The organism is Microbacterium barkeri (assembly GCF_027921765.1).
GTDB classification, from domain to species: Bacteria; Actinomycetota; Actinomycetes; order Actinomycetales; family Microbacteriaceae; genus Microbacterium; species Microbacterium barkeri.
In genome coordinates this window covers 165,119-181,428 of the sequence record NZ_BSEJ01000003.1, presented here as the reverse complement: position 1 = coordinate 181,428, position 16,310 = coordinate 165,119, and the positions used below count along the sequence as shown (strand labels likewise).

The following is a 16,310-nucleotide window of genomic DNA, read 5'->3' as shown; positions in this document are numbered from 1 at the left end:
GTCGTTCGGGGTCTTCGGGGTCATCGGGCGCCCACCCGGTCGAGCAGCGCGCCGAGCGGTCGGAAGACGCCCGCCGAGCGCTCCGATTCCACGGGCGTCGCCGGCGCGAGACGCAGGGGCACGCGCAGGCCGACGAGCTCGACGTCCTCGTCCTCTGCCGGCGGCTCCTCGCCGCGCGCCTCCGCGGCCTCGACCTCCTTGTCGCGCTGCGCCTGCTGCGCGGCCTCGAGCTCGGCGCGCGGCACCCGCTCGGCGGGCTCGACCGGCTGGGCGGACACGAGGCCCTCCGTGGGCAGGTCGCCGTCGGGGAGCGAGAGCGTCACGGAGCCGGTCGCCTGCGCGCCGCCCTGCGCGATGTGGAAGCTGAACTGATCGGCGCGCGCGCCGTCGCGGGGCAGATAGCGCGCGATGCCGTCGGCGCCGCACACCACCGTCCCGTGCACGGCGTCGCCGCACGAGACGAGAGACAGACGTGCACCGGGGTCGGTCGCCACGAGCCCCGCGAGATCGAACTCGGAGACCTCCCCGGGCGTGAGCGGCGCATGCACGGACTGCGCCACGGGCGGCCGCTCGGCGCGGTACACCGGCACCGTGATGGTCGCGGGCTCCGACCAGGTGCCGTACTGGTCGGCCATCCGCACCGTGACCTCGAGCGGGCCGTCGAACGAGGCCTTCGGGCGGATCACGAGGTGCGTCTCCGTGGCCGTGACCTCGGCGACATCGGACGGCGAGACGGAGAAGACCTCCAGGCGACCGCCTCCCCCGCAGACGAGGCACGTCGCCCCGAGGTCGCTCACGGGGAGGAGCAGGGTGCCGCCGGCCGCGACCGGATGCGGGTAGGCGGCCGACGGGACCGACGGAGCCTCGGGCGCCTCGAGAGACACGACGTACTCCATGGTCGTCGTCGTGCGCCCGTTCGTCATGGGCACCGGCACGATGTCGCTGCCGTAGTCGGGGTCGTACTCCTCCGCGCGCAGGAGGAACCCGTCCGCCGCGCACGCGACGACGAGGTCGGACGCGGCCAGCACGGGCGCGCAGTCCGTCACGGTCCAGCCCTCCGGCGTGTTCACCGCCTTCTCATCGAGATACGGGATGGCGATCGCGTTCGGCCCGCTGTAGGCGGCGGCCGGCGCGACGAGGCTCGCGGCAGAGGCCGCGGCGAGGGCGAGGACGGCGAGGCTGCGGCGCATGCGTCGCTCCTCTCCGTCGCCTCGCCGCGCGCGGACGCGGCGGCTTCCCATGCTAGGTCGGGCTGCCCGGTGTCGTTGGGGGCAGTACTCCCCACCTCCGCCCATCCGGTCGTGCGCGAGAATCGACGGGATCCCATGAACGCGCCATCCGCAGCCCCGCCGCCCGCGATCGGAACCGACGCCGGGCAGACCCGCCTGCGCGCCGACGGCCCGAAGCCGCCTCTCGGACGCGGCGGATGGCCGCTCCCCGAGCTGACCGCGCGCCAGCAGCGCCCCAAGCGGTGGTGGCGGCACCCCGCTTTCCTCGTCTCGGCCATCCTCACGATCCTCGCGATGCTCGGGATGGCCGCGTGGATGGTCGTCAGCGCGATGCTCTCGAGCGACGTCGTCGTCTCGGACATCGCGCTCACCGTGCAGGATGGCAACGCCCACCTCGACTGGGAGGGCCCCGACGCGGCGTACTCGGTCTACGCCGTGCACGGCGACGGCACGGCGACCGACCTCAGCCAGTTCGTGATCGAGAGCACCGAGGTCTGGCTGCCGCAGTCGACGGGCGCGTTCGAGAGCGACACGTGCTTCGTCGTGCGCGCAGCGGCCTTCGCCGACCAGCCCGTCGCGCTCGACGCGGCGGCCCTCGCCCGTGAGGGCGCGCAGAGCGTGTGCGTGGCGCAGGCGAAGCGATGAGACGGCCCTCCGCCGCCCTCGTGCTCACGGCGACTGCGCTCGCGCTCGCCGGATGCTCGGGCGCCGCGGGGGTCGAGGCGGAGCCGCTCGAGGGCGTGGACCTCGGCGCCTACGACCCCGCGCACCCGGGGAACGGACTCTGGCTCATCCCCGGAGAGCAGGCGATCGCGGAGATCGCGGAGGCGGTGCGCGCCGCGGGCGACGTGCGCTACGAGGGGTCGTACACCGAGCTCGTCGTGCACGACGATCCCGAGACGCCGCCCTCGCCCGGGCGCACGGTGTCGGTGACGTTCGCGGGCGACCCCGAGTCGTACGAGGCGAGTCTCGCGGCCGGCGACCTCGCGCTCGACGTCGTCGTCGCCGAGGGCGCCGCGTACGTCCGCGGCAACGACGCGTTCGCGCAGCGGAGCGGGCTCGCGGCGGCGCGGGACGGCTTCGTGTGCCTCGCCTCCGCGAGCGCGCTCGACGACTGGCAGCCGCTGCTGGATCCGTCGCTGCTCGTCGAGCAGCTCCTGCGCAGCGCCGAGGAGGTCGCCGTCATGCCGCCCGCGGCCGACGCCGAGACGGCCGAGCTCGTGATGGGCGGCAGCGAGAGCCCGACCGGGCACCTGACCGTCGCGGCCGTGGGCGCGCCGCTCCCTCTCGAGTTCCTCGCGGGAGACGGCTCCGGCGACGGCCGCTTCTCGTTCGCGGGATGGGGCGAGGACGTCGCGGTGACGGCCCCGGAGGATCTCGCGCAGGGGTGCTGACCTCCGTCGTGCGGCGGATCCGCGCGGCCGGGGCGCGCGCCTAGGGTGGTCACGACGACGACCGGGGAGGTCCCATGTCCCGATGGATGCGCGCGGCGGTCGCGACCGCCATCCTCGCCCTGACCGCGCTCGGCGGCGCGACCGCCGCGCAGGCCGTCTCGGTCGATGACGGCGACCTCGTCGTCGAGGACACCGCCGGCCGCCTCTACCTGCCGCAGCTCGAGGACGCGCTCGACGAGATCGACTTCTACGCGCCCACCACCGTCGCGATCTACACCTACGAGGGCGAGGCCTCCGATGAGATGAACGAGCGCGTCCTCGCGTACGCGCGCGAGACCCATCCCGAGTGGATCACCGACGACGGCCAGAAGTGGGCCGACGGGCTGTTCCTCCTCGCTCTGGACCCCGAGGGCCGACAGGTCGGGACGTACTTCGGCGAGGACCGCGCCGTGTCGCTCGACGACCAGGCGGCCATCCAGGACGCGACGAAGGACGCGTTCCGCGCGGGCGACTGGACGGGCGGGGTGATCGACGGCGTCGAGGCCGCCGCAGGGATCATCGAGCGCCCCTGGTACGCCTCGCCCGCCGTCATCGTCACAGGCTGGGTGGGCGGGGGCGCGGCTGTGGGCGCGTGGCTCATCGCCCTCGGCGTCCGCGCGAGCCGCCGTGAGAAGGTCGCGGCGGCGCTCACGCGCGGCGGCGAGCATCTCACCCGCGTGACGATGGACCTCGACACGACCGAGCTCGCGGCGCGCACGCTGCCGTCGGACTCGCCGTACGCGCAGCGGCTCGACCAGCGCTTCCACGACTTCTGGGCCCGCTACCACCGTGCCCTCGAGGAGCAGCGCCGCATCGAGGCGCTCACGAAGAAGGAGCGCTCGCGCGCCGACGCCGTGGAGGCCGCGCGCCGGTTCGCCGACGACACGGCCGAGATGGACTTCGTCGACGACGCGATCGTGCACGCCGCGGCGCTCCTCACGAAGTCGCACACGTGGGAGCGCGCGTGGGCTGCGCAGGTCGATCCGGTGCGCGAGGACCTCGCGGGGATCACGGCGCTCGTGGAGGACCCCGCGGCGGCTGAGCTCGCGACCGCCCACGCGCTCACGGCCTTCCGGGCGGAGGCCGAGGCCGAGCTCGAGCGGCTCGGCGCCGGACTGCGCGCAGGCTCCCTCGAACCGGGCGATGCGCTCGCGGCGCTGGAGGCGCTGCGCGCGCGGCTCTCGGACCTGCTCGCCGATCACTCGCGCGCCCTCATCGCGGCGTTCGCGCAGGCCGACTCCGAGCGCGAGGCGATGGAGGCCGAGCTCGAGCGCGAGCGCCAGACGAACCGCGCCCGCACGGGCTCGATCCTCGACACGGTGTCGACGCCGGGGCAGTACTGGAGCCCCGTGGCCTTCAGCGCCGGCTACTCGGCCGGCGTCACGCAGGTCGAGAGCGACCGCAGCGCCGCGTCGTCGTCCTCGTTCTCGAGCGGAGGCAGCACGACCGGGTACGGCTCGAGCGGCGGGAGCTTCTCAGGCTCCGGCAGCTCGTCCCGGTTCTGAGCACGCGGACCGCGCGCCAGAGCAGGAGAATCCACCCACAGCAGGATGGATTCGGCGACGACGTCCTGCTGCCGCGCGATTCTCCTGCGCTCGGCGGTGGCGCGGGGCGCGGCAGGGCGCGGGGCGCGGCGAGGCGGTGGCGCGGGGCGGGGGGCTACTTCGCCTCCGGCTCGTCCTCGTCGGGGAGGAGCACGGGGCGGTCGATCGTCTTCGTCACATCGGCCGGGTCGACCACGAGGAGCAGCATCGCGACGACGAGCAGCACGACGATGAAGACGATGCCCGCGATGATCGAGGCGACCGTCCACGCCTGGGAGATGACCTCGATGGGCTGCTGCGTGAACGCCCCCATCGACATGGCGCCCACGAGCAGCGCGAACACGGCCGACCCGAAGGCGATCGCGAGCAGCTGGACAGGGCGCATGAGCGCGCGTCGGGTGGGCTTGTCGGTCACGGACGGTCCTCCGAGGTGCGGGGGTCGCCCCCGCTGATGGGTGCTGCGGTCTCCGCCGACGCGGCGGACGGCGACGCGGGCGAGAACCCGGCGATCGCGAGGAACACCGCGACGATCGCCGCGTAGCCGCCGAAGAGGCCGACCGCGATGATCTCGCCGGTGAGGGTGAAGGTGCGTCCGGCGTCCTCGATGAAGTAGTCGAGCGCGTATCCCGAGGGCACGAGCAGCGTCGCCGCGCCGATGACGAGGGTCAGCACGCCGATCGTGAGGGTGTCGCGCGCGACGACCCTCTCCCCTCGGCGGCGCTGGGCGACGCCGAGGCCGGTCTCGAGCGCTCCTGCGACGAACGCCCACACGGGGATGACGACGAAGTAGAGAGCGGGGCCGCGCAGGCTCGTGATGCCCGCGGCCATGCCGGCGAAGAGGTGCGCGAAGGCCAGCAGGGCAGGCAGGACGCGCTGCCCCGCGGGCGTGACCATCCAGGTGCCGAGCCCCAGCACGACGGCGGTCGCGATCGCCCACCCGCTGAAGACCGAGAGCCCGACCGCGGCCGAGTGATCGGGCGAGAAGGTCACCATGAGGGCCGCCAGCGCCGCGATGAGCGCGCGCAGCAGCTGGACGTGGCGCGTGCTCGGGGCGAACGGCTGACGTGCGGGCATGGTGATGGGACCTCGTGCGTGCGAAGGGACACGTCCAGTCTAGGGAACCCGCCCCTGGGAACGGCCCGTCACGCGAGGGAGGGGCTCGGGCGCTCCCCTCCCTCGCGCGGCGATCAGACGCGCGCGACCGGGTTCGGCATCTCGCCCGCGTACAGCAGCGACTCCGCCTGGTTGGCGAGGTCGACCATCTGGAGCGTGTTGCGCAGTTGGAGGCGGTTGAGGCACGAGTGCGCGAAGGACCCGGCCCTCAGGTCGACGTCGCCCGCGAGCCCGCGCGCGAGGTCGGGGTGGTCGCCCTCGTAGCGGTCGAGGCACTCGGCCACGAGCCGCCAGAACGCCTGCGCAGGAAGGAGCCCGTCCGCATCGAGGATCGCCGCGAGGTGTCGCAGGACGCCGTCGAACACGTCGGTGAAGATCGCGAGGGCCTTCTCGCTCCCCGGCGCCTCAGCGCGGATGCGCTCGACCTCCGGCGGCAGGCCGCGCGGACCGAGCACGGCGACCTCCTCGCCGATGTCCTTCATGAACGCGCGCGCGACGGTGTGCTCGCGCAGCACGAGGATGAGGTTCTCGCCGTGCGGCATGAACGCGAGATCGTGGCCGAGCACGCCGTGCACGAGCGGCCGCAGGTACGCGTGGAGGTAGGCCCGCAGCCACTCCTCGGGCGATCGACCCGACGCCCGGATGAGAGTCGTCGCGTAGGCGGAGCCCTCGTGATCGCGGTGGAGCAGGGCGGCCATCGTGACGAGCCGCTCCCCCGGGCCGATGAGCGGCACGGGGCTCTCCCGCCACAGCGCCGCGAGCATCTTCCGGTGGGGGCTCGGGGTCGGCGTGCGGTGGTAGACGTCGCCCGTGTACCCGATCGCCGCACGCTCGCGCAGCACGGCGAAGCCGGACTCCGCGAAGGTCGCGTCCGACGCGACGGTGTCGGCGACCCAGTCGTTGATCGCGGGGGTGTCGCGCATGTACGCGGGCGAGAGCCCGCGCAGGAAGCCCATGTTCTGGATGGCCAGGGCCACCTTGACATAGGGAGCGCCGGGTCGCGTGAGGTTGAGGAACGTCCGGATGGACTGCTGCGCCTGGTACTCGTCGGCGCTCCGCCCGAGGAGGACGAGGTGACCGCGCGCGACGTCCGCGGCGAAGGTGACCGGGAGACGGTGCTCCGCCTGCCAGGGGTGGAGCGGGAGGAGGTGGAAGCCCGCGGGGTCGTGCCCCGCGTCGGCGAGGCGCTCCGCGAAGGCGCGCCGCTCGTCGGCCGTGAGCGCCTGCTCGAGGTGCGTCACCTCGTCGAGACCGCGCCCGAGCGACAGGTGCGTGTGCTCGCGGGCAGCCGCGACCCACACGAGGCGCGTGCGGCGGCCGTTCTCGGGCGCGAACGCGCTCCAGTCCGCGTGCGAGAACCCGATGCGCCCGTTGTTGGCGAGGAAGCCCGGATGCCCCTCCGTCATCGCCGCCTCCGTCTCGGGGAAGCTCGCCTCGAGCAGGCCCTCGGCGGTCGGCGCCGCGCCGTCCAGAGCGCGCCGGCGCTTGCCGGCCGCGCTCGCGAGCGTCGACGAGAGCTCCTCGAGGTACACCGACACGAGCTGATCGGGGATGCCCAGGCGCGGCTGGAGCTCGAGGATCAGCTCGAGCACGTCGAGCTCGAGCTCGGCGCCGTCGCGCTCGCGCCGCACGCTCGCGGGGTCGATCGCCCAGTGCTCGAGGGGGAGCAGGCGGGCGCGGAAGGTGTAGCGCACGTCGCCCTCGGCCACCTCCCACCGCCCGTCCGCGAGCGGCGTCGGCGCGATGAGCCGCTCGTGGGAGAGCTCCGAGAGCGCCTTCACGACGAGGTGCCGATGCGCGTGCGCCGCCAGGTCGGCGGTGAGGTGCGGCAGCGGCGAGCGCTCCCCCGCCCATCCGGCGCCCAGCGGACTCGCCGCGAAGTCGTCGCGCGTGCAGACGCTGAGCGCGGCGCGCTTGACCCGCCCCTCCGCGAGGAGGTCGACCTCCCCGAGCACCCGGAAGCCGGCGGCGGCGTTCTTCGCGAGGATCGGCTCGTTGCGCACGTCGGGCTCGACGACGACCCGGCTCCGGCCGAGTCCGCCCTCCTGCGCCGTGCCGAGGCAGAAGCGCATCACCCCGCGCATGACGGCCGACGTGAAGCCCGTCGTCGGGTCGCCCGCAGGCGGCGCGATGAGGAGATGCATGCCGATGTCGCCGTGCTCGGCGCGGAACACGTCCGGCGGGAGCAGCGTGTCGGGCTCGTAGGTCTCGACGTAGAACGCGGCCTCCCCGTCGACGCGCCCGAGCCATCCCCCGCGCCTCGCGTCATCCGCGATCGTCTCGAGGTACGCGCGGACCTGCGCGACGTCGAGGTCCGCCATCTCCCAGAAGCGCGAGCGCGGATGCGCGAGCCACCGCTGCAGGCGCGCTGCGTCGCGCGCGGGGTCGATCGGCTCGATCTCGACGGCGAGCCGGGCGGAGACGGCCGTCGCGCTCATCGCGCCGCCTCCTCGAGCACGCGCGCCGCGCCATCCGTCGCCGCGCCGTCACCGGGGACGCCGAAGGTCTGGAAGGCGATCCTCCGCTCGATCGGGTACGGCTCACGGCCCGTGATGGCGGCGAGCACGACCGACGCCCGCCAGGGCCCGAACCCGAGGTCGGGCGCCGTCACGCCGTGCGTGTGCTCCTCGCCCCCGACGACGTGGATGCGCTCGGCGTCGTCGACGGCGTACGTCCGCGCGACGTCGAGGCGGCCGCGGCGATCCCTGCGCACGCGATGCGCGACCGGGTCGAGGAAGTCGGGGACCTCGGCGCGGTAGCCGGTTGCGGCGACCACGGCCCTCGTGCGGTGCTCGTGCGTCCGATCGAGCTGCGCGTGGCGCAGGGTGAGCACGTGCTCGCCCGTCTCGACATCATGGCGCGCGTCGACGACCTCGGTGTCGGTGAGCAGCGTGGACGGCACCGTGCCGTCCGCGCTCGACAGCCGGTAGAGGGTGTCGTAGATCTCGTCGACGAGGTCCGCGCTGATGCCCTTGTAGAGCCCGCGCTGCTCGCGGCCGAGACGCTCGCGCAGCTCCTCGGGAAGGGAGCGGTAGTGGTCGGTGTACTCGGGCGACGTCATCTCGAGCGTGAGCTTGGTGTACTCCATCGGGAAGAACCGCGGCGAGCGCGTGACCCAGTCCACCCGCCCCTCGCGCGCCTCGAGCAGGTCTCGGTAGACCTCGGCGGCGGACTGCCCGCTGCCGACGACCGTCACCGCGCCGCTCGCGAGGAGCGCTGCGCGGTTCGGGAGGTACTCGGCGGAGTGGACGACCGGGCCTGCGCCCGCGCCGGACAGCCCCTGGAGAGCCGACGGCAGCACGGGCCGCGTGCCGACGGCCAGGACGACGTGCCGCGCGAGATGCTCCTCGATGCCGCGCACCCCGCCATCCGGCCCGCGCACCTCGGCGCGGACGCGGAGCAGGTCTCCGGCCTCCTCCACGGCGACGACACGGCGGCGCCAGCGCAGCGTCGGCAGCTGCGCCGCGACCCAGCGGCAGTAGGCGTCGTACTCCGAGCGCAGCGGATAGAAGGACTCGCGGATGTAGAACGGGTAGAGCCGCCCCGTCGCCTTCAGGAACGCGAGGAACGAGTAGGGCGAGGTCGGGTCGGCCATCGTCACGAGGTCCGCGAGGAACGGCACCTGGATGGTTGCGCCGTCGATCATCATGCCCGGATGCCACCGGAAGCCGTCGGCCCGGTCGAGGAAGACGGCATCGACGTCGGGCAGCGGCTGCGCGAGGGCGGCGAGCCCGAGTCCGAACGGGCCGATGCCGATCCCGACGAGATCGCGGACCGCGCTCATCGGCCGTCCTCCTCGGCGGTCAGGCGCGGGAGGCGCGGATGGACGTCGCGGCACGGCGGATCGGCGCGCGTCGCGAGCGCGTCGCCGGCGAGGAGCCCGTGCGCCGTCGCGCGCACGAGGTCGAGCACGGCCTCGATGTCCGCCAGAGTGGCGTCGGGATTCAGAAGCGTCAGCTTGAGACACGGGACGCCGTCGATGACCGTCCGGGCGACCATGGCACGGCCCGACTGGAAGAGCACGCGGCGCACGAGCGGGACGAGCCGGTCGGCGGTCGCGTCGTCGACGCCATCCGGCTGGTAGCGGAACAGCACCGTGCTGAGATCGGTCGTGCCGACGGGCCGCAGCTCGGGGTCGGCGTCGAGGCGCTCGCGCACGCGGCGGGCGAGCGCGCAGACGTCGTCGAACATCCGCCCCACCCGGTCGGGGCCCAGCGCGCGCAGGGTCGTCCACAGCTTGAGCGCGTCGAAGCGCCGCGTGGTCTGCAGCGAGCGGTCGACCTGGTTCGGGTCGGCGTCGTCGGCCCGCGCCTCCTCGGCGGGGTTCAGGTAGTCGGCGTGCCATGCGGCGGCGAGGAGGTCGGTCGCCTCGCGCACGATGAGCGCGCTCGAGGACACGGGCTGGAAGAACGTCTTGTGGAAGTCGACCGTGACCGAGCTCGCACGCTCGATCCCGTCCAGCAGCCCGCGCCGTGTGGGCGACACGAGCAGGCCCCCGCCGTATGCCGCGTCGACGTGCAGCCACACGCCGTATGCGTCACAGAGACCGGCCGCCGGACGGATGGGGTCGACGATGCCGCGGTCGGTCGTGCCCGCGGTGACGACGACGGCCATGACGACCCCGCCCGCGCCCGTCGTCTCCGCGAGCGCCCGCGCGAGCGCCGCGGGATCCATCCGCCCGTCCGCGTCGACCCCGACCGGCACGACCGCGTCGGCCGAGAGCCCGAGAAGGTGCGCGGACCGGGCGACGGAGAAGTGACTCGCGGCGGTCGTGAGCACGCGCAGCCGCGCCATCGCGCGTCCGCGGTCGTCGACCCCGCGCAGCGCCTTCTCCCGCGCGAGGAAGAGCGCCTGCAGGTTCGACTGCGTGCCGCCGGAGGTGAAGATCCCGTCGCCGTCGGCGAATCCGATCCGCTCCGCCGTCCAGGCGACGAGGCGCCGCTCCATGAGCGTCGCGACGAGCGACTGGTCGTACGTGTCGACCGAGGTGTTGATCGCCGCGAGCATCGCCTCGGCGGCGACGGCCGGGAGGACGACCGGGCAGTTGAGGTGCGCGGCGTAGGCCGGGTGGTGGAACCAGACCGCGTGCTGCGCGTAGAGCTCGTCGGCCTCGCGGAGGGCCGCCGCGCTGCCGATGCCGTCGTCGTCGAGCGCGACGGCATCGACGAGCGCCTCGAGCTCCCGCCGCTCGGCGCCCGAGGACGGGGCGGTCGTCGTCCGGAACCGCGCCGCGACGGCGTCGACGACGCCGTGCACGAGCCGCGCGTACTCGTCCGCGGTCCGATCCGTCAGCAGCGCGGTCGCACCGGCTGTCTCCCCCGCGGCGCTCCCGCTCGTCTCCGGCAGAACTCGTGCCATTCGCGTGATCCTCCATGCTCGTCTGTTACTTAGGGTTGGCTAACCTAAGGCACGGTAGCGGATCCGGCGAGCCGCCGCTGCACGGATGCCCGGAGAGGCGCTGAGAGAATGGAGGGCATGACGCCCCAGAGGGAAGAACTGATCGACCACGCCTGCCTCATCGTCGACGGCCCCGACCAGTCGGGAGTGGTGGCCGCGATCGCCGCGCTCATCGCGCGCAACCAGGGCAACATCGTGTCGCTCGATCAGCACTCGACCGACCCCGAGGGCGGGAAGTTCTTCCAGCGCGTCGTGTTCCACCGCCCCAACTTCCCGGTCGCGAAGGACGAGATCGAGGCCGATCTCACCGCGACGCTCGCACCGCTCGGCATGAACTGGACGCTCAACGATCTGTCGATCCCGAAGCGGATGGCCATCCTCGCCTCGAAGGACGACCACTGCCTGCTCGACCTGCTCTGGCGCCATCGTCGCGGCGAGCTGCCGGTGAGCATCCCGATGGTCATCGCGAACCACACGACGACCGCCGAGGACGTCCGCTCGTTCGGCGTGCCGTTCTTCCACGTGCCGTCGCAGGCGGGGCCGGACAAGTCGCAGTCCGAGGCCGAGATCGTCCGGCTGCTGAAGGGCAACGTCGACTTCGTCGTGCTCGCCCGGTACATGCAGATCCTGTCGAGCGACTTCCTCGAGCAGGTCGGCGTGCCGGTGATCAACATCCACCACTCGTTCCTGCCGGCCTTCATCGGGGCGAACCCGTACCGCAAGGCGAAGGAGCGCGGCGTCAAGCTCATCGGCGCGACGAGCCACTACGTCACGGAGGACCTCGACGAGGGTCCGATCATCGAGCAGGACGTCGTGCGGGTCACGCACGCCGATTCGGCCGACGACCTCCGCCGCCGCGGAGCCGACGTCGAGCGCGCGGTCCTCTCGCGCGCCGTGCTCTGGCACGCCCAGGACCGGGTCATCCGCCACGGCAACCACACCATCGTGTTCTGACCCTCTGACCCCCGGGTCTTCTGCCCCCTCTGCATGTCTCACTCGCCGCGGGAATCCCGCCGCCATTCCCGCGGCGAGTGAGACACGGTGAGCTCTCTGCTCCAACGTGGGCGGGCCGATAGCATCGGGCTGGACACGAAGGAGACCCATGCGCGCGCTCATCGCCACCGGAACGGGCCGCTACGCCGACCCCTGGCATCCGTACACGAAGACCAGCCCGCTCATCGCGGATGTCCTGCGCGAGGCGGGCTTCGACGTCGAGATCGACGAGGACGTCGACGGCGCGATGACCCGGCTCGAGGGCGTCGACCTGCTCGTCGTGAACGCGGGCGACCCGTGGCGATCCGAGACGACCGAGCCGCTCCCCGGGGCCTCCGTCGACGGCCTGCATGCCGCGCTCGAGCGCGGGATCGGCGTCATCGCCGTGCACGCGGCGCTCTCCTCGCTGCGCGACTACCCCGACTGGCCGGGCGCGATCGGCGGGATGTGGGTGCCGGGCATCTCGTGGCATCCGCCCCTCGACCGCGTGCGCATCGCGGGCGACGCGCTGCCCGACGGCACGCGGATCGACGACTTCGACGTCGAGGACGAGCGCTACACACGTCTGCAGGCCTTCGGCGAGCGGATGGTCGTGGCGCGGCACGAGACGGAGGGCGAGAGCCAGCCGACCGCGTGGGTGCGCGCGCACGGCGCGTCGCGGGTCGCCGTCGACGCGCTCGGCCACGACGAGCGGTCGTGGGCATCGGATGGCCACCGCGCGCTCTTCGCGCAGCTCGCGCGCTGGGTGACGTCCCGCGACTGACGCGACTCGGCCGTGTGTCAAGACCCGGCCGCCTGTCAAGACCCTGCCGCCTGTCAAGACCCGGGTGGCGCAGAGGGGCCGCGGCTAGCGTGGGGTCATGACGTCTCCGTACGACTCCCGGCCCTGGCTGTCCGCGTATCCGCCGGAGGTGCCGCACGAGATCGGCGAGGTCACCCAGACCCTCGTCGACATGATGGACGCGAGCGTCGCCGCCTTCGGACGCCGGACCGCGCTCGAGTTCTTCGGCGCCGAGACGAGCTACCGCGAGCTCGGCGAGCAGATCGAGCGCGCGGCCGAGGGCCTGCGCCGTCTCGGCGTGCGACGCGGAGACCGCGTCGCGATCGTCCTGCCGAACTGCCCGCAGCACGTGGTCGCGTTCTACGCGCTGCTGCGTCTGGGAGCCATCGTCGTCGAGCACAACCCGCTGTACACCGCGCGCGAGTTGCGTCATCAGTTCGAGGACCACGGCGCGCGCTTCGCGATCGTGTGGGACAGGGTGCACGACACCGTCGCGGGGTTCCCCGACGACGTGCGCGTCGAGGGCATCGTGAGCGTCGACCTGACGCGCGCGCTCCCGTTCGCGATGCGGCTGGGCCTCCGCCTTCCCCTCCCGTCGGCACGCGCCGCCCGCGCGAAGCTTACGCACCGGCCATCCGCCCGCCGGGTGACGACCTGGGAGTCGATCGTCGGCGCGCGCCGCCTGTCGCGGCGGACGCCCCGCCCCGCGCTCGACGACATCGCGCTCCTGCAGTACACGAGCGGCACGACCGGCTCGCCCAAGGGCGCCATGCTCACGCACCGGAACCTCCGCGCGAACGCGATGCAGGGCGAGGCGTGGGTGCCAGGGCTCCGACCGGGTGCGGAGACGTTCTACGGGGTCCTCCCCCTGTTCCACGCGTACGGCATGACGCTCTGCCTCACCTTCGCGATGAGCATCGGCGCGCGCCTCGTGCTCTTCCCGACGTTCGACGTCGACCTCGTCACGAAGGCCGCGCGCACGAGCCCGCCGACGTTCCTGCCGGCGGTTCCGCCGATCTACGACCGTCTCGCGCGCGCGGCCGCGCAGGGCGCGATCGACCTCCGCTCGATCCGCTTCGCCATCTCGGGTGCCATGAGCCTGCCGACGGCGACCGTCCGCCGCTGGGAGGAGATCAGCGGCGGCGTGCTCGTCGAGGGCTACGGCATGACGGAGTCCTCCCCCGTCGCGCTCGGCAACCCGATGGGACCCACGCGCCGCCCCGGGACGGTCGGCGTCCCGTTCCCGAGCACCGACATCCGCGTCGTCGACCCCGACGACCCGACGAAGGACCTGCCTCCGGGCGAGGCGGGCGAGCTGCTCCTGCGCGGGCCGCAGGTGTTCTCGGGCTACTGGCAGCGCCCCGCCGAGACGCGCGCGGCGCTGCTCGAGGGCGGATGGCTGCGCACGGGCGACATCGCGACCGTCTCGCCTGACGGGTTCGTGACGATCGTCGACCGGCTCAAGGAGCTCATCATCACGGGCGGGTTCAACGTCTCGCCGAGCGAGGTCGAGGAGACGCTCCTGTCGCATCCCGACGTCGTCGACGCGGCGGTCGTGTCGCTCCCGCGCGGGCAGGGCGGGGAGTCCGTGGGCGCATCGGTCGTGCTGCGCGAGGGCGCGGCCGCGGAGCCCGAGGCGCTGCGCGACTTCTGCCGCACGCACCTCGCCGCCTACAAGGTGCCGCGGCGCATCGACGTCGTCGACGAGCTGCCGCGCTCGCTCGTCGGAAAGGTCCTGCGGCGCGAGGTGCGCGAGCGGATGGTCGGAGCGCGCCCGTAGCGCACCTCCGGAACGCGACAGGGGCCCGGCCGAAGCCGAGCCCCTGTCGCATTCGGGGTCGTCAGACCCCCGCCCTGCGCTCCTCGTCGTCGCGCTCCTCGTCGCGCTCGTCCTCGGGAAGGCGGTCGCCGCCCGGCGCGGCCGAGCCCCCGAGATCGGGCTCGCTCTCGCCGGAGACGATCGGCATCGCCTCGGTCTTGGCGTAGAGCTCCGTGAACTCCTCGTCCACGACCGGCTCGACCCACGCGAGGTCGTCGCTCGAGTGGTCGTACGGCGCGGGGACGAGCGCGAAGTCGTCGCCGTACTCCTCGAGACCCGTGCGCACGCTGTGGCGGACGGCGCGCTCGGCGTACTCGTCGCGGAGGATGAGCGGGTCGCGGTGCAGGTCCTTCATGAACGCCACCATCATGAGCGCCATGATGACCGCGAACGGCAGCGCGGCGATGATCGTCACGTTCTGCAGGGCGGTCAGGCCGCTCCCCTCCTCGCCCGACACGAGGAGGATGGCCGCGATGACGCCGACGAGGGCGCCCCAGACGATCGTCACCCAGCGCGTCGGCTCGGGGTTGCCGCGCTGCGACAGCGTTCCCATCACGAGGGAGGCGGAATCGGCGCCGGTCACGAAGAAGATCGCGACGAGCACCGCGAGGATGACCGTCGTCACGCCCGCGAGAGGGAGGTTGCCGAGCACGCCGAAGAGCACGCTCTCGGGCGGCGAGACCTCGAGCCCGGCGCCGTTCATCTGCTGGTCGATCGCGGTCGTCCCGAAGATCGCGAACCAGATGAACGAGATGACCGACGGCACCACGACGACGACCGACACGAACTGGCGCAGCGTGCGGCCGCGCGAGATCTTCGCGATGAACATGCCCACGAAGGGCGACCACGAGATCCACCAGGCCCAGTAGAAGATCGTCCAGCCCGAGAGGAACGCCTGCACCTCGGGCCCCTGCGAGCCCGAGCGCGCGGCCATCGTCGTGAAGTCGGTGAGGAACTGCGCGGCGACCGACGGGATGATGTTGATGATGAGCATCGTCGGGCCGACGAAGAAGACGAAGAACGCCAGGAGCAGCGCGACGACGGCGTTGATGTTCGAGAGCGCGCGGATGCCGCGCGAGACGCCCGACACCGCCGAAGCGATGAAGGCCGCCGTGAGCACCGCGATCACGCCGATGAGGAGGCCGTTGCCGACCTCGCCGATGCCCGAGATGAGCTCGACGCCGTGGCCGATCTGCAGCGCGCCGAGGCCCAGCGACGCGGCCGTCCCGAACAGCGTGACGATGATCGCGAAGACGTCGATCGTGCGTCCGACCGGACCCGTCGTCCGCCGCTCGCCGAGGAGCGGCGCGAAGATCGACGAGATGAGGGGCGTGCGCCCGCGGCGATACGCGCCGTACGCGATCGCGCCGCCGACGAGCGCGTAGAACGACCAGGCCTGCGGGCCCCAGTGGTAGAGCACCTGGGTCAGGGCCGTGTGCATCGCCTCGACGGTGCCCGCCTCCGCCGTGTTCGGAGGAGGCGACTCGAAGAAGGTCAGCGGCTCGGCTGCGCCCCAGAAGACGAGGCCGATGCCCATCCCGGCGGCGAAGAGCATCGAGATCCAGGAGAACACCGAGAACTCGGGCTCCTCGTCATCGCGCCCCAGCCGGATGCGGCCGAACCGGCTGAAGCCGATGTACAGCATGAAGGCCAGGACCACCGTCGCGATGACGGTGAAGAACACCCCGACGTACTCGATGACCCACGACAGCACGCTCGAGGCGGTGCCCGCGAGGTTGTCTCCTGCCGCAACGCCCCAGACGATGAACGCGATCGTGACGACGATCGCCGCACCGAAGACGACCCGGTCCGTCCGGAAATCACGGCCGGTCTGCTCGACCCCGATGCCGGGGATGAGCGCCGGGTGGACTCCCTGCGGTGCCGGGTCGGCGATGTCACGGACGATTCTCTTCGCCGCGTCGGCGGGCCCCGATGGCTTCAGGGGCGCGCTCTGCTCACGGCGGCTCTTCTCAGTTCCGCTCATTCGCTCCATCCTGCCAC

13 protein-coding genes are annotated in these 16,310 nt (G+C 72.8%); 6 read left to right on the top strand and 7 right to left on the bottom strand.

Annotation, left to right across the window (positions count from 1 at the left end; all coding sequences use genetic code 11):
- Positions 1-20 precede the first annotated feature (20 nt).
- On the bottom strand, positions 21-1,190 hold the full coding sequence (locus PKE79_RS05215) for an Ig-like domain-containing protein (protein ID WP_271172609.1): 1,170 nt from the start codon (positions 1,188-1,190) through the stop codon (positions 21-23).
- Between the two features lie 135 nt (positions 1,191-1,325).
- Here PKE79_RS05215 and PKE79_RS05210 point away from each other — a divergent pair, with 135 nt between their 5' ends.
- The 3 genes from PKE79_RS05210 to PKE79_RS05200 all read left to right on the top strand — a co-directional run bounded on the left by PKE79_RS05210 (position 1,326) and on the right by PKE79_RS05200 (position 4,167).
- Complete coding sequence (locus PKE79_RS05210; protein ID WP_271172608.1) at positions 1,326-1,874, top strand: hypothetical protein; 549 nt, start codon at positions 1,326-1,328, stop codon at positions 1,872-1,874.
- On the top strand, positions 1,871-2,623 hold the full coding sequence (locus tag PKE79_RS05205) for a hypothetical protein (protein ID WP_271172607.1): 753 nt from the start codon (positions 1,871-1,873) through the stop codon (positions 2,621-2,623). Before PKE79_RS05210 ends, PKE79_RS05205 begins: the two co-directional genes overlap by 4 nt.
- Before the next feature lie 74 nt (positions 2,624-2,697).
- Positions 2,698-4,167 (top strand): DUF5129 domain-containing protein, encoded by a 1,470-nt coding sequence (locus tag PKE79_RS05200; protein WP_271172606.1) that lies wholly within the window; start codon positions 2,698-2,700, stop codon positions 4,165-4,167.
- A gap of 154 nt (positions 4,168-4,321) precedes the next feature.
- Here the strand turns inward: PKE79_RS05200 and PKE79_RS05195 are convergent, their stop codons facing one another.
- The 5 genes from PKE79_RS05195 to PKE79_RS05175 form a co-directional block, all read right to left on the bottom strand.
- Positions 4,322-4,621: an amino acid transporter gene (locus PKE79_RS05195; protein WP_271172605.1), complete on the bottom strand. Its 300-nt coding sequence runs from the start codon at positions 4,619-4,621 to the stop codon at positions 4,322-4,324.
- Positions 4,618-5,280, bottom strand: a complete 663-nt coding sequence (locus PKE79_RS05190; protein WP_271172604.1) for an acyl-CoA synthetase — start codon at positions 5,278-5,280, stop codon at positions 4,618-4,620. Before PKE79_RS05190 ends, PKE79_RS05195 begins: the two co-directional genes overlap by 4 nt.
- Positions 5,281-5,393: 113 nt before the next feature.
- The gene (locus PKE79_RS05185) at positions 5,394-7,757 is read right to left on the bottom strand and encodes a GNAT family N-acetyltransferase (protein WP_271172603.1); all 2,364 of its coding nucleotides are present in this window, start codon (positions 7,755-7,757) and stop codon (positions 5,394-5,396) included.
- On the bottom strand, positions 7,754-9,103 hold the full coding sequence (locus PKE79_RS05180; protein WP_271172602.1) for a lysine N(6)-hydroxylase/L-ornithine N(5)-oxygenase family protein: 1,350 nt from the start codon (positions 9,101-9,103) through the stop codon (positions 7,754-7,756). Before PKE79_RS05180 ends, PKE79_RS05185 begins: the two co-directional genes overlap by 4 nt.
- Positions 9,100-10,677, bottom strand: a complete 1,578-nt coding sequence (locus PKE79_RS05175; protein ID WP_271172601.1) for a pyridoxal phosphate-dependent decarboxylase family protein — start codon at positions 10,675-10,677, stop codon at positions 9,100-9,102. Before PKE79_RS05175 ends, PKE79_RS05180 begins: the two co-directional genes overlap by 4 nt.
- 117 nt (positions 10,678-10,794) lie before the next feature.
- On the opposite strand from PKE79_RS05175, the gene purU reads away from it, so the two are divergent.
- The 3 genes from purU (at position 10,795) to PKE79_RS05160 (ending at position 14,270) form a co-directional block, all read left to right on the top strand.
- The gene (purU, locus tag PKE79_RS05170; RefSeq protein ID WP_271172600.1) at positions 10,795-11,670 is read left to right on the top strand and encodes a formyltetrahydrofolate deformylase; all 876 of its coding nucleotides are present in this window, start codon (positions 10,795-10,797) and stop codon (positions 11,668-11,670) included.
- A gap of 148 nt (positions 11,671-11,818) precedes the next feature.
- The gene (locus PKE79_RS05165; RefSeq protein WP_271172599.1) at positions 11,819-12,472 is read left to right on the top strand and encodes a ThuA domain-containing protein; all 654 of its coding nucleotides are present in this window, start codon (positions 11,819-11,821) and stop codon (positions 12,470-12,472) included.
- Between the two features lie 97 nt (positions 12,473-12,569).
- Positions 12,570-14,270 carry a long-chain-fatty-acid--CoA ligase gene (locus tag PKE79_RS05160; RefSeq protein ID WP_271172598.1) on the top strand — a complete coding sequence of 567 codons (1,701 nt, stop codon included), beginning with the start codon at positions 12,570-12,572 and terminating at the stop codon, positions 14,268-14,270.
- A 61-nt stretch (positions 14,271-14,331) separates the two neighbouring features.
- Here PKE79_RS05160 and PKE79_RS05155 read toward each other — a convergent pair whose 3' ends face one another.
- Positions 14,332-16,293 carry a BCCT family transporter gene (locus PKE79_RS05155; protein WP_271172597.1) on the bottom strand — a complete coding sequence of 654 codons (1,962 nt, stop codon included), beginning with the start codon at positions 16,291-16,293 and terminating at the stop codon, positions 14,332-14,334.
- Between the last annotated feature and the right edge of the window lie 17 nt (positions 16,294-16,310).